The sequence below is a fragment of the Fontisphaera persica genome, from assembly GCF_024832785.1.
GTDB lineage: Bacteria > Verrucomicrobiota > Verrucomicrobiia > Limisphaerales > Fontisphaeraceae > Fontisphaera > Fontisphaera persica.
The window spans coordinates 1,732,209-1,748,044 of sequence record NZ_CP116615.1 but is presented as its reverse complement, the minus strand read 5'-3'; the positions used below and the strand labels follow the sequence as shown (position 1 = coordinate 1,748,044).

The following is a 15,836-nucleotide window of genomic DNA, read 5'->3' as shown; positions in this document are numbered from 1 at the left end:
TGGCGGCAGACAAGTCCGCGGCCAATGAATTGTATGTGCTTTACGAGGGCCTCCCCAACAGCATCCGCCACGATGCCGCCTTTGAAGGTCATTTGTGGAGTGACCAGACGGCCCGGGTGCCGCTCACCAAGGCCGGCAAATATTATATCCTGGTGCGTTGCGCCAGCGCCGCCGGACCCACGGAGGTGACCGTTTCCGCGCGGCTGTTGCCGTTTGGCATCCGCAGCGTCACGCCGGACACTGGCGGCGACAGCCGTTACGTCACGCTGGAAGTGCGCGGGGCGCGCTTTGCCGAGAACGCCATCCTCAAACTGGTGCGGCCGCAGTTTGGCGAATTTGAACCGGTCAACTACCGGGTGGTGGATGCCACCCGCATCGTGGGCGTTTTTGATTTGCGCAACGCTCCGCATGGTTTGTACGACGTCGTCGTCATCAATCCCGGCGGGCAGGTGGCGATGATGCCCTACCGGTATTTGGTGGAAACGGCCCAGCCCTTGTCGCTGACCGTGGGCATGGGCGGGCCGCATGAAATCGAATTCGGGCAGGTGGGGTGGTACGGCTTTGGCGTTTACAGCCTTACGAATGTGGATGCCCCCTATGTTCACTTCGAAATCGGCATGCCCCGCGTGGTGGATGGCGCGGGCGGCTATATCAGTTGGCCCGAGTGGGTGAGAAGCGAGATGGGCGACCCCAACTACCCCGTTGGTGATCCACTCATCTTCCGCACCAATTTGACCGGCGCTCCCAACGTGGCGGGCGTTCCGTGGGCGAGCCTGGATTCCATTTTGAACCTCAACGGCCAACTGCTGGCCAGCGGTTTCACTTTTGATTTCGTGAATCGAGGTTTCATGGCGTTGACCTTCACCGCCGACGTGCGGCCCGAAATGCGCGACGTGCTCAAGGTGAATCCCAAGGCCTTGAAGGAGCTGAAGGAAGACCCGCTGGATTTGTACAACGATTTCACCTTCAAGTTCTGGATTGCGGCGGCGGCCACACCCATGACCAGCGCGGAGTACATCACTTACCAAACGGCGGTGGCTGAACGTTACCGGCAGGCAATTTTGGCGGACCCGAACGCGCCGCAAGCCTTGGTGATGGCTGCCGCAGATGCCAATCAATGGACGGCATTGTACCTTGCTGGATTGCGCGACGCCGGCCAACTGCGGCCAGAGGACACCCCGCCGTCGGTCAATCTGTTGCCGGCTACCTCCAGCTTGATGAGCGTCATTACTGCCGGCCTGCTCGGGGTGGACACGCAAGGGCGTCTCCTCCAGGCCGGCAATCTGGTGGAGTTTTTCAACCTGGTGCGCAAATGGTACGGCCACGATGCCACGCAGGCCAGCGACCCGAATGTGTTGCCGTCGCGCCAGCAATTTGACTTGGGGCTGACGCACGAAACCCATTTTGAAACGTTCTGGGTACACGGTGGCATCTTCGATGAAGGCGGTGGCCCGGCCATCCAAACCCCCAATCTTGGCTCGTTCTTTGGCGGCACGGGCACGGTGTCAGACTTGGTCCGGATGGTGGGGCCGACGGGTTATGGCGCGGATAACTTTGTCCCGACGGCCACCTACCTGCCGTATCAAATCACTTTCCGCAACGCTTCCGATAGCACCCAAACCATCAAGCAGATACAAATCCGGCAGCAGTTGGACGAGGATTTGGATGTGCGCAGCTTCCAATTGGGGGACATTCTCCTGGGCGACATTCAGATTCACATTCCCTCGGAGCGCGGCAGTTTCAGCGGCGACTTCGATTTCACCAAAGAGCTGGGCTTCGTGGTGCGCGTGACCGCCGGGGTGGATGTGGTGAGCCGCATCGCCTTCTGGAACATCGTGGCTTTGGACCCCTTGACCGGCCTGCCGCCGACGGATCCTTCTGTGGGATTGCTCAAACCGGATGTGGACGGCAGCCAGCGCGGCGTGGTCAGTTACTTGATCAAGGATTGGCCGTCCTACACCCAGGGGATTGTCCACGAAACCGGCGTGACTCTGACAGCGGCTGCGCGGGTGGTTTTTGACAATGGCACGCCGCTGGATACCAACACCCACACCGCTACGCTGGATGTGCGTGCGCCAGTCACCAGCCTGACCGTGACGGATTTGGGCGTGGACACGCAGGACCGGCGATCCTACCGGCTGAACTTTGGCGCCCGAGATGACGCAGGCGGCTCCGGGGTCAAAGATTACACGGTTTACGTCTCGCTCGACGGCGGCGCATGGGAGGCCTGGCAGCGGCGGACGACCCAGCGCGAATTTCTCTACATCACTCCGGCCGGTGCAACGGCGCAATTCATTGTTCTGGCGGCTGATAACGCGGGCAACGTTGAAGAACCGCCCGGTGGACAGGTGGTGCCAGCCTACAATCCTGGCGTCAACCTCGGCAATCTGCCCACCGCGGCCTCGCTGGGCGCAACCGTCACCTTGCCGCTGGCCGCGCCTGTCTCCACGCCCAGCACTAATCCGCTGTTCCTCCAGGCGCTGCAACAAATTCCCGCCGGCCAATCCGTCACCCGCCCGGCGCGGTTCGCCACGGTGTTCGAGCCGTTTGTGTTGGGGGTGTTTGCTTGGGACTTTACCAATTCTGGCGCCAATATCGGGCCGCTGGGCATGGCCTTTGCCGCAGATGGCCAGACCGTGTACATAAGCGGCGGGCCCGGACGCAATCAAATCTGGAAATTCGGGCCGGGCGGCGGCAGCGCCAACGCGGCGCCGTGGGCTACGCTGCCTTTGCCCGTGTACGACATGGAATTTGACAGTCTTGGCCGCCTGTGGGCCACGACGGGAGGCGGGCCGTTGATTGAAATTGACCCGGTGTCCGGCGCCATTCTGGGGCGCTACGGCGATGGCATCACTCTCGGCCTGGCGGTGCATCCCACCAGCGGTTTGATTTACACCGCGGCCTCCAGCGGCGTGTTGATCTTCAACCCGGCCACGCGGCAGTTTGCTGGGTTCTCTTCTACGCGCGTGTATGACCTCGCCTTCGCGCCGGACGGCAGGCTGTATGGCACCACTTGGCCGGACGACGGCAATGTGGTGCGGTTTGATGCCCGGGGCAACGCGGAAATCTTCTTGATACCGGCGCAGCCCGCCAACGGCCTCGCGTTTGGCCGGCCGGGCACGCCGCTGGCCAGCCTGTTGTTCCTTAATCACGGCAGCAGCGGCACGTTGACGATGGTGGACCTGGTCAATGGGCGTTCGATTGATGTCGCTCAGGGCGGGGTGCGCGGTGACTTCTTGGCCATTAGTCCGCAGGGGCGGCTCTTCGTGACCCAGGGCGACCAGGTGCTGACCTTCTTCCCGCGCACGCCGCCGGTGGTGGTGGCCATGACGCCGGTCCCTCAGTCGCGGGTGCTGCCGGTGGTCAATCAAATCACCCTGCGATTTGACACCGAAATGCTCGACGCGGGGGCGGGGGTGGGGTCGGTCACCAACCCAGCCTATTATTCCGTGCAGCGGTTGAGCGACAGCCAGCCCGTGCAGGTTACCCGGGTGGTATATGACGCGGCCACCCGTTCGGCGGTGGTGCAATTTGAGCCGCTGCCCGAAGGGGCCTACCGCGTGAGTGTAAGCGCAGAACTGCGCAGTGCCCTGGGGGTGGCCATGACGGCGCCAGTCACCGCCGAGTTCACCGTGCTGCCCGACCTCTCGCTGGCCGTGCCCCCGGAAATCACCAACGTACGGCTCAATCTCCAGACGAACACGGTGCTGTTCGACGTGCGGGTGGTGAATCCGTTCACGTATGATTTGTTGGCACCTTACCGGCTCTATTTCACCGGCCTGGCGGGCACCACCGCCACCGTGGTAGAGGCGGACGGCATCTCTGATGAGGGCGTGCCCTACCTCGAACTGGCCGGCCCAGCCACCTTGAGCCAGGGGCAGGCCACCCAGTACCGCACGGTGCGGGTGCACAATCCCGACGGCCTGAGCTTCCAGTTGTTGTCCCGGGTTTCCATCACCGCCGCTGCCAATGCGGCGCCGGTCATTGCCAGCACGCCGGCCACCACGGCGACACGGGGCACGCCCTACACCTATCAAATCGCCGCCACCGATGCCGAGGGAGGCGCGCTGATTTTTTTGTTGGTGGCGGGGCCAGCAGGCGCTTCCTTGAATCCGGCCAGCGGCCTGCTCGCGTGGACGCCCAGTGCAGCAGCGGCGGCCGCCGAAACCTTTGAGGTGCGCGTCTTTGACTCGCGCGGGGCCTCCGCCACCCAGCGCTGGACCGTCACCGTGGCCAACGCCAACCAGGCGCCCTTCATGCTGCCCCTGGCCGATGTGACGCTCGTCGAGGGCGGCCTGTTGGAGCTGGCTGTGGGCGCAACTGACGCTGACAATGACCCGCTCTCCTTCTGGGCGGGCAACCTGCCGCCTGGCGCTGTATTCGACGCGCAAAATAACATTCTTCGCTGGCAAACCGGCGGCGACTCCGCCGGGCGTTACGAAGGCGTGACGGTGTATGTCAGCGATGGCAAGGTCACCGTCTCCCGCACCTTTACCATGGTGGTGGCCAATCTCAACCAGCCGCCAGTCATTGCACCAATCATGGACCGTATCGTGACGGAGGGCCAGTGGGTCACCTTCCCGGTGCCCGGCAGTGACGTGGATGGTGACGCCCTGAGCTATGCCTTGTTGAATCCGCCACTGGGTGCCGAGTTGAACCCGGTAACCGGCGTTTTCACCTGGCGGCCCGCCTATAACCAAAACGGAGTGTACACCCTGAACTTCCAGGCCAGTGACGGCACGGCCACCGCGGTGCGCAGTGTCATCCTGACCGTGCTGAACGTCAACGGCCCGGTCTATTTTGAACCGGTGGATCGCTGGGATATCCTGGAGGGTCAGGAGATGTCTGTAGTCCTTGCCGTGGTGGACCCAGACCATCCGATGGGCGTGGGCGCTCCGATGGCAGACGGCTCGTCAGACAATGATTTCCTGCGGCCGGACTTCATCTGGACTCATGATAACCTGCCCGCCGGCGCGGAATTCAACCCCAATACCGGCCTCTTCCGCTGGAAGCCCGGTTATCAGCAGGCGGGCACTTACAACCTGCGCTTCACTGTGACGGATGACGGTGACGGCACTAGCCAGCCCACCAGCGCCACGGTGACACTCCAAATCCGTGTGCGCGACACCAATGCCCCGCCGCAAATTCCTGCCTTGGCCAATGTGCGGCTGGCGGTGGGTGAGCGCCTGGTCATCCCCGTGACCGTTGCGGACCCTGACGGCGTGGCCGGTTTGACGCTGAGCATGGGAGGGCTGCCGGGCTTCGGCCTGCCGGCTTGGGCAACCTTTACGGATTTGGGCAATGGCCAGGGTACGCTCACGGTGGAGCCGACCCTCACGCAACAACGCGGTGATCATACCTTCACCTTGTCGGCCACCGACAACGGCAACGGCGATCCCAAGGCCGCGTTGATCGCCGTCAAATCATTCATTGTCACCGTCGTGGCGCCCAACGCCCGCCCGCAGTTTGCCCACGTGCCGGCCCAAGTGGTGGCCGTGGTGGGGCAGGCATGGACCTTGGAAGTTGCCGTAAGCGATTTGGATGAAGACCCGCTGACCTGGAGCGCCACCAACTTGCCGCCGGGCGCAACTTTCACCGGTTTGACCACTTACGGCACAGCCCGGTTGACCTGGACCCCCACCGCCGGCAACGTGGGGACGCACAACGTTACCTTGCGGGTCACGGACAGCGGCAATGGCGATGCCACGCGGGCACTGTCGGATTCCCGGAACGTGCAGATTACCGTCCGCGCTGCCAACCAGGCCCCCCTCTTGTTGCCCATCGGGGCGCGCACGGTGGCCGAGATGCAAACCTTGAGCTTTACCCTCCGCGCCGTGGATGCTGATAGCGATTTGCTGACATTCACCAGCAGCCGATTGCCGCGGGGGGCGGAATTCAATCCGGTGACCGGCCTCTTTACGTGGACGCCGTCATATGAGCAGGCGGGCGCGTATCCGATTCAGTTTGCGGTGACCGACGGTGCGGCGGTGAGCGCAGAGCAGGTGGTCATCACCGTGGCCAATACCAATCGTGCGCCCCAATTTGTCCCTATTAACGACACGCTGGCGCTGGAGAATAATACCTTGCAATTCACCGTGCTGGCCGGCGATTTGGATGGTGATACCCTGATTTATTCACTGGCGGGCGCCGTGGTGAACGGCCAGGTGGTCAACCCGCCGCGCGGCGTGATGTTTGATGCGGCCACGCGCATGCTTACCTGGACGCCCGACTTCAACCAGGCCGGCGTGTATGTGCTGCGCTTCAGTGCGCGCGATGCCGGCGGCTTGACCGCCACCGCCGATGCCCGAATTGAAGTGGTGAACGTCAATCAGATGCCAGTGGTGGACCGCATGGGCGGGCACGTCGTGCTGGTGAATCAACTCTTCCAGTTACAAGTACCGGCGCGGGATCCCGACGCCGACACTACCTTGGCTTTCACTATCGAAGGATTGCCGGAGGGTGCGGCACTCTCCGCTTCCGGCCTGCTCACTTGGACGCCACGGCCCAGCCAGGTGGGCGCCTATGACCTGCGCGTGCAGGCAAGTGACGGCGAACTGGCCGCCTACGCCAACCTGCGGCTGGTGGTCTCGGAAACGCCCATCCCGCCGACCTTGACGATTGAAATGACACCCAGCTTCGCGGTGACCCCCGGCCAGGCGGTATTCATCCACGGGCTGGCCAGCGGCATTGCCGACGTGACCTCTGTGAATCTTGCCGTCAATGGCCAGCCCATGGCGCTGGACAACTTTGGCCGGGCGCGTTTTGTGCCACTGCAAGCCGGCCAGTACACCATCACAGCCACGGCGCGGGATGTGGATGGCCAGGAATCTTCAGCCATTGCTTACTTGAAGGTGCGCGATCCCAATGACGCTGCTGCGCCTGTGGCCCGGCTGCTGCTGCCCTTGGGGCCAGTGGTGATTACCGAGCCAACTGATTTATATGGCTTGGTACGTGACCTCAACCTTGACCTCTGGACCCTTGAACTAATCATGCCGGGACTTAACCGCCCGCCAGTGCTCCTGGCCAGCGGCCGTCAGCCGGTTGAGGAAGGTTTCCTGGCTCGGTTGGATCCCGGGTTTTTCCTGAATGGCGAGTATGAACTCAGACTGACGGTCCGGGATATTTCCGGAGCGCGCACCGAGGCCAGCCGCTGGATTGAAATCCGGTCGGAAAAATATGACCTGCTGTCGCGCACCGAAAACGATGTCACGGTGTCCTTGGGCGGTCTGACCTTTGTTTTCCAGCGCAATTACAACTCGCTGACGGCCCATTGGAGCGGCTCCTTCGGCGTGGGCTGGAGTGCGCCGTTGTTGGAGACCTTTGCCATGCTTAATGTGGCCTCCACGGGCGCGGAAAATCAGGGATTGTTCAATGGCTTGCGCCAGGATACCCGTCTCTTCCTGCGCCTGCCCGATGGACGCATGGGCGGCTTCACCTTTGCCCCGGTGCGTTATCAACAGGGCGGGGTGGTGTGGTACGAACCGGCCTGGGTGGCCGATGCCGGAATTAACTGGCAACTCACCACTCCCGGAGCACTGCTGGAATTGGCCGGTGGTGTATTCTACCAGCGCGGCACTGGATTGCCGTATCATCCGGCCAATCCTCTTCTGGGGTCGGTGGCTTGGCAGTTGACCGATGCGGCAGGGCGGCTTTACCAGTACAACGCCCAGGGCCAATTGCGGGGCATCGTGGTGGGCAATCAGCGCGTGGAAGTAACCAACGCCGGCATCTTCGCGCCCAATGGCCAGCGGCTGGCCTTCCAGCGGGATGCGGCGAACCGTATCACGGCGTTGACGTTGCCGGATGGCTCACAGGTGCTTTACACTTATGATGACACCGGCCGGCTGGCGTCGGTGAACAGTCTGGCCAGCGGAGAACGCCGCTGGTTTGGTTACACCGCCGACACCGGCCTGCTCAATGTCATTATTGCCCCCGCCGGACAGCCCAGTCTGATGTTTGAATTCGGCGAGCACGGCATCATTTCCCGCGCCATGAGCCTGAGCGGCGTGGCCACCTCGCTGCGCGAGGCTCTGGCGGCGCCGTTCACCGGCAATCTGGCCGCCGGCCAAACACGATATTTTGCGGTATTGGTCAATCCCACGGAATTGTCCTCCTCAGCCTCGGGCGCGTTGATGCTGGGGGTCAGTCTGGCCGGCGCCGGCGCCCTGCTGCCGGCCTTGCCGCAAGTGACCGGCAGCCTGCCCGAAGCCGCCCAGTTGGCCACAAGCACGGCGCGTGCATTGTATACTGTGCGCGAAGCTGGGCCGGTGATTGTGGCCATCAATGCTGCCAATGGCGCGGCGGGCGCTTACACCCTGGGCTTTACCTTGCCAGGCGATTTGAACGCTGATGGACTGGTGAATGGGGCGGACAGTGTGCTGTTGGCCGCAGCGTTTGGGGCGCAGAGCGGCCAGCCCAACTACACCTTGGCAGCCGATGCCGATTGCGATGGGCGGGTGGACGCCTGGGATCGTTATTACCTCGAGCGCAATTTCGGATTTGCCGCCAATCGCGCGCCCACCGTGCAGGCTGCCACCGCCATCACTTACGCCGGCATTGGCGTGAGCGTGAACTTGGGCAACTACGCCAGCGATGCCGATGGCAACCGCCTGTGGTACCGCCTGACCAACGTAACCCACGGGACGGCGGTCCTGGGCGGCGACGGACGCACAGTCTATTTCATCCCCGAAGCCAATTACTTTGGTTCCGAGGCGGGATTTGATTTTGTGGCGGACGACGGCGCGGCGCGTTCGGCCACCGCGCGCGTTAACATTCAATTCTCAAGTGCCACGCTCGAGACGCTGGTTATCCGCGCCGTTGATGGAGTGCTCAACCTGCCTTCCAACGGCGCGGGGCGGCTGGCGGTGTATGCGCGCTTCTCAGACGGCAACGTGGTGGCCACCCCGCCGGGCTTTGTGCAATGGGAGTCCCTGAACCCGGCCGTGGCGATGGTGGACCAAACCGGTGCGGTGTGGGGCCGCGCTGAGGGCGCCGCCACCCTCCGCGCCACCCGGACCGGCACCACGCTGGCTGCGGCGGCGGCGGTGACTGTGGGGACGGTGGAGATGCCAGCGCAAGTTGAAATCTATCCGGCGGCTTATGTCCTGCCGGTGGGGGGCACGCGGCCCATCCTCTTGAATGCACGAACCGTTGCGGGTGCCTTGGAGGATTGGTCGCCTGGTGCCACCGGCACCACCTACACCAGCGGTAATTCGGCGGTGGTCACCGTCAACGCCGACGGCTTGGTGACGGCGACCGGTCTGGGCACGACTACCGTGACGGTCATCCATCAGGGCGTCCGGCGCGAGGTGGCCTTCACTGTGGCGTCCGTTGTGCCCAGCGGCTCCGTCGTAGGTCCGGCGGGTGCCATCGTGCAGAATGCTGACCAAATCAGCGTGGCCGTTCCTCCGGGCGCTTACGTGGCCGGCGCCATCGCGGTGAATTCGCTGGAGCAGGGGCAGTTGGGACTGGGATTGCCGGAAGGATTCAATTTCGTCAAGGGACTGAACTTGAGCCTGCCCACTGGCTCGCCAGGACACGTGTTAGGCTTGAGCGTGCCCACCGGGCTGGCGGCCGGCGAAAGCCTGTATGTCTTCCGTTTGGGAACCATGTTGCTGGCCGATGGCTCCACGCAAACAGCCTGGGAATTGGTGGACCTCGCCGTGGTGGGCCCGGATGGCCGGGCGGCCACCACTTCACCACCGTACGCTGGCGTGCTCGCCTCCAGCCAGTATCTATTTGCGCGCAATGAGCAGGCGCGCTGGTTCCGGCTCACCGAGTATTATGCCAACTCCAACATTGAAGTGATTACCAGCGGCCCGCAGGGTCAGCGCGCCTATTTCGTCCGGCCCAACGAATTCTATGGCGGCTTGTACCCGCTGCCGGCCAACGCGGTGGCCATCCGGGTATGGCGGTTTGCCGCCGACGGCTCGGCGCGGGATGCGCAGGGCAATGCCACGGTGGGCACGGCGGTGGTTGAGTTGCCACCGGTGGGCGGGGTCTTTGTCACGCATGTGGCCGTGCCGGACCCGAATTTCAGCGAGCAGATTCCCTACCTCAGCAGCGCCCAAATCGCCTGGACGCCCAACACCAGTGGCGTGGTCACCGGCACGGTCACCATCCATGGTCAGAACTTCGGCACCAACAAGAATGACCTGACCATCATCTTCATCCGCGATTCCCTCTTCCGCCTGGCCAATTTCGATACGGGCGGCTACCTGCCGGGCGACTTCTACCGCGTGGATGGCAGCCAGTTGACCAGTGTCACCGACCAAACCATTACCCTGGCCCTGCCCAACATTCCGGGCCTGACGCGCTACTCGATTCTGGTGGAGCGCAAATTCGAGGTCTGGCAGTGGCAGGGCGGTCGTGACCCGCAGCGGGCTTATGTGACCAAGCGCTCGCCCTTTGACCAGAAGCCGAGTGTGGCGGCGCCCAGTTATGTTTGGGTGACCAACAACACAACGAACACCGTTTCGGTGATTAATCCCTTGGCGGCCAACGGTCCCGCGGTGGTGGCCAACATCCCGGTGGGACGCGGCCCCACCGGCGTGGCGGTGACCAATGACGGACTGCTGGCGCTGGTGGTCAACACCACCGACGCCACGGTCTCCTTCATTGACACCATCACGCTGCGCGAAATTGACCTCGATCCCAACGATGCGCAACCCATCACCCGCCTGCAACTCCCGCGCGGCGGCCTGCCTTGGGATATCGCCATTCATCCGGGGCAGATGGAACAGCGGGCCTTCATCGCTGACCGGGCAGGGCCGTATATCTATGAAATTTCGACGCGCCTGCCGGGCACCACCGGCCTCTTCCATGCCTATACCATTCATCCGATTGAAGGGCCGGCGCCCCTCACCGGCCTGACTGGCATCACCGTGACCGGCACGGCGGAGAGCGCCACGCATTACCTGGTGGTCACCTCTCCGGGGCGCGCGCCGTATTATGGCGGTGACCTGGTGGTGGAGGCGGGCTATTTGTTTGCCGCGCGGCTCCCGTTGTACTCCGCTCAGGCGCTTCGCTTCCAGTCGCTCGTGCTGGGTGCCAAACCCTTTGGCGTGGCGCCGGGACGGACTCCCACCGAAGTGGGCGTGGCCATCCGTGCTCGTGACCCCGTGGGATTGACCATGGTGAACCTTGAGACCATGAGCGTCACTCGCACGGTGGCGATGGACTTTGAACCCGCCCAGCAGATTCGCCTCCGGTATTCACGCAGTGTGGATGTGGCGATGAACAACGCCTTTATCGGCGTTTATTCGGCGTTCCTCGACCCGGGCTTCCAGAATCAGTTGGTGCTGGCGCTCGGACAACAGTGGGATGCCAGCAAATACTTTGACATCAACAACATCGAGGATGTGATTTTCGTGCGGGTGGGCAGCCGCGATTACGCGCTGGTGCTCGGCAACTGCACCTTTAATGGCACGGACGACTTCACCCGCGATCCGTACCTGGGCCACGGCTCCAACATTGGCATCGTGCGCGATCCTTTCTCCGCGCAGGCCAGACTGATTGCTGCCACGCGCGAAGTGCCGCGGGCCTGGGCGGACCAGTTGACACTGGACCCGTACGGCCTGTACGTCATGGCCAGCTTCAAGGGCACCAACGAAGTGCGGTACTATGCGGTGAACGAATTGATTGCCGCGGCCGAGGCGATGGCCGCTGATTTGGGCGACAATATCCGCACCTCGGTGGATGTTTATGCGGAGAAAGAGGGGTTGCGTCTGACCAGTGGCATCCTCCGAAATGCCGCCATAGCCAAACCTACAGGCATCGCCTCCAGTCCTGCCACGGCCACCGAACTGCTGGCGTTGGACATCAACTATTATGCCAAGTACGCCGAGTTCGGCGACATGCCGGTTTTAGTGATTGAGTACCTGCTGTATGGCAAGCCACTTGACCCGCGCGAGACGCCGCTGCGGGTCACAGTGTACTCCATGCGCACGGCAGATTATGAGGACGGCACCTTTATCTCCGATGGAATGAGGTTCAGCGCCTTGCTGGTTAATGACGTGTATTACCAGCCGGGGCGGCATGAATATGTATTGCGCCTGCCGTCCGAACTGCCCGCGGGCAACAACGTCTGGTATGTCGCGCGCCTGGATGCCGATAACGTGGTGGCCGAGCTGGATGAAACCAATAACGACGTGGGCATGCAGGTGCGCAGCGGCGCCTTGGTGGCGGCTTACGACGGCAATCCCGATGTGGCCGTGTTCGGCACTTACATCCAGGGCGAGGCCTTTAACAACAAGTTCACCCTGACCCTGCATTCCAGTGTGGCGAGCAATGCGGGGACGGTCAGCATCTTCCTGGGCGGCAAGGCGGTGCCGTTTGTGGCGCGTGGCAATGGGGTGTATGAATTCACCCTGGCCATGGAAACCCTGGTGGCGGGTGAGACCCCGCTGCGCTACACCGTGCTGGACCGCCAGGCCCGCACCTTGGTGGATGAAACCACCTTCATCCAGGTGCTGCCCGTGCCGCAATGGATGGCGCCCGTGCAGACACCGGCCCGGCAGCGCAGCATTGCCTGGGACGCGTCCCTCAACGGCAGGCAGGGCGGTTACTGGTTCTTCGCGGCGGATTATCCGCTCTCTTACACCACCACCATTCCCTCCAGCGCTCCCAACTTCCTGGCCAATCGCACCATGGCCTTTGGTCTGGGCGCCCATCTGTGGATGGCCATTGGTTTGGACGGCGAAGTGAAATGGCAGGACGCCGGCCCCAGCTTGTATGTAACACTTCTGGATTTCCAGGTGGTGGATGCCAACCTGCCGGGCAGCATGTTCTTCAACATCCTGCCGGAAGGAATTGAGGAAATCACCTTCACCGGCCGCTCGTTGGATAATCACCCTGTGGCCTCCTGGCTCATGACATTGATTCCGGCCATGAAAGTGGGCGAGACGAATTTTGGCGACCTGAGCGGGCTGGCGGATTTGCTGGAGCGGGGCAGCAAGACCGAGGGCGTGCCGGAAGGCGCGGGATTGTGGGATTTGTTCCGACGAGGCGCCACCGATTACGATTCCACCGACGACGCCCGCCAGAGACTTGGCCAATGGCTGGAGCCGGTGGGGGAGCAGGAAGAATGGGAGAAGTCCCTTACGCTCAAACACAAACCGTTCAAACTCAACGAGCGCCTGGAGCTTACCGGCGGCGAGCTGAGCGTGAGCTTCAATTGGAGCCTCAAGCTGTTGTCGGTGGAAATGAGCTGGCCGCTCTACGGCCTCCCGAAGGTGGGCGCCATCAACGCCGTGATGGAAATCGAGGGCAAGCTGGGCTTCAGCCTGGGTAGTGAGATTAAGGCCGAGAACGGCGATATCAACGTGACCCCCGTGAAATTCACCGCGGAGGTTACCGGCACCTTGTCGGCGGGCGTCGAGGCGGAAGTCCTGGGCGTGGGCGCCAAGTTGTTGTTAAGCGCGGAGTTGAAAGCCTCGTTGGAGTTTGCGCCGTTCAACACGCCCATGTTCAAAATCACCTTCCCCTTCGAGCTGAAGTACAAGACCTCCTATGACTTGTTGGTCACCTCTGGTGACATCAAACCCTTGAGTGGCACACTGCTCAAGACCGAGGACTTGCTGCAATTCCCGTACGGATCCCAATGGATGCCCGCCGAGGAGCTGGTGGCGGAGGACTTGACGCGCAATGACACCTTTGGCCGCGCCGCACCGCTGGGCGTGCTCAACGGCGACACCCAGACCCGGCCAGATTTGCACACACTCTTGAGCAATTTGCGCCTGGCCAATCCCGCGGATGCCGATTATTTCAGCTTCCGCACCCTCGCTGCGGGCGGAGACGACGACGTTATCCTGCTCAACTTCGCCATGAGCAATCCCAACGTAAGGGCCGTGCTGTTGGACGGCAACGGCGCGCCTGTGGCCCTGATGACCATGGCCAGTGCCAACACGGGACGCATCGCGTTGCGAGGGCTGCCGGCGGGCTTGTACGTGCTGAGCGTGCAAACCGGCGAGAGCCTGGGGTTGAATTATGGTTTGCGGGTGCAGGCGCCGGTGGTCACCGGCCCGGCGCTGGTGGCGGAATTGACCACCACCCACGGCAGCCTCGTTCTGCCGGGCCAGACGATTGCCCTGACGTTACGTATCACCAATCATGGTCTGGCCGCCGCCCCCGCCAGCCAGGCCGCGTTGCAGTGGAGCGCCGATGCCCAATTTGAGGCCGGTGACGCCATCCTGGCTGGGCCATGGAATGTCCCCGCGCTGGCTGCAGGACAAACTTGGGAACAAGCCTTGTCGGTGACCCTCCCGGCCCGGCTGGTAGGGCCGGTGTCCCTGGGCCTGACTGCTGACCGCCGCGGGCAGGTGCCGGAGGCCATACGCGAAGATAACCTGGCGGTCATCCGATTCGAGGCTGCGCTGGCGCCGGATTCATTCGAAACCAATGATTCACCCGGTCAAGCCGCACCTCTGGGCGGACTGGTGACGAGCCGCGAATGGAGTGGTTTGACACTGCATCACTTGGGCGACCAGGATTGGTACCGCTTCCAGCTCGCCCAGACGGGCACGTCGGCGGACGTTGTCTCGGTGGCGCTGCAAGACACCTTGCAACACCTGCATGTGGCCTTGTACGACCCCGCCGGCGCGCTGGTGCGGCAGGTGGCTTCGGCAACCGATGGTTCGGTAAGGCTGTCTCTGCAGGGCCTGGCAGCGGGCGATTATTTCCTGCGCGTGTTACCCGGCGCCGCTGGCATCACCTATACCTTGAAATTGGAGAGCGCAGAGCGGACGCAACCCAATCTTGCCTTGGAAGGCGTGGCTGTGCCGGCGGAATTGCGCGTGGGCAACGGTCTCGACCATGCCACAGTGCGGGTATCCAATTTTGGGGCGGAGCCAGCCCGTTCCTTTGGCGTGGCGGTGGTTTTGGTGGACGGCGGCACTGAACGCGAGCTGGCACGCGCCGGGGTGGACATTCTGGCGGCGGGTCAGACTTTGGAATTGAACCTGCCCTTGCGCTTGGATGGCAGTTGGAGCCTGGGCAGCAACCTGCAATTGCGGGTCATGGTGGATGATGCAGCGGTAGTGGCGGAGTTGAATGAAAGCGACAATGCGCGCACCCTTGCCATTGCGGTCGCCCGCAACCAAGACCCGCAGGAGGCCCAGGAAACCGGCGCCGAAGGCTGGCTGGATTTGGGGGTGATTCGCGGGACGCAATCTACCACTGGCCGCAACCTGCACAGTGCAATGGACGTGGATATGATGCGCTTCCGCATGCTGGCCACCGGCACCGCGGCGGATGCCATTACCTTGGCCTTTAATGCGAGCACCAGTGGCATGATGGCGATGTTGCTCGACAGCAACCTGCAATTTGTGGCGCTGGCCTCCGAAGTGACTCCTGGCACGCTGCGCCTGAGCCTCGAAGGCCGCCCGTCAGGGGCTTATTACTTGGTCGTCAATGGTGCCTCGGCCCCGTTGCCCTACACCGTGCAATGGCAGACCCCCAATCCTTCCGGGGCCAACGTCGCCTGGGAAAGCTTGGACATCAACCGCTATTACATCACCGGCAACGTCACCATAACCGGGCGTCTGGCCAACTTCGGTGACGCCCCCACAGGGCCATTCAAAATCCGGTATTATGCTTCCACAGATGCCGTGATTGACCCAAACAACGACACTCCGCTGACCGGCCTGCTTTCCGTGGACAGCTTGGCGGCCGGACAATATTGGACGGATGCCCGCGAGCTGGATTTGAGCGCACTGCCGCCGGGCAAATACTATATTGGCCTTTATCTGGACCCGGTGGGGGTGCTGACCGAAACCAGCCGGGCGGACAATATCGCAGTGATAGCGGTGGAGCGTGTGGCGGCGGCGGGGAATCCATGA

General features: G+C 62.7%; 1 protein-coding gene (only partly in view). It reads left to right on the top strand.

What is annotated here, in order from left to right:
• Window positions 1-15,836, top strand: partial view of a CARDB domain-containing protein gene (locus NXS98_RS06050; protein WP_283847576.1) — the 3' portion only. Its footprint begins 14,182 nt before the window's first position; only the last 15,836 of its 30,018 coding nucleotides appear in the window; its start codon lies off the left edge, out of view; its stop codon occupies window positions 15,834-15,836.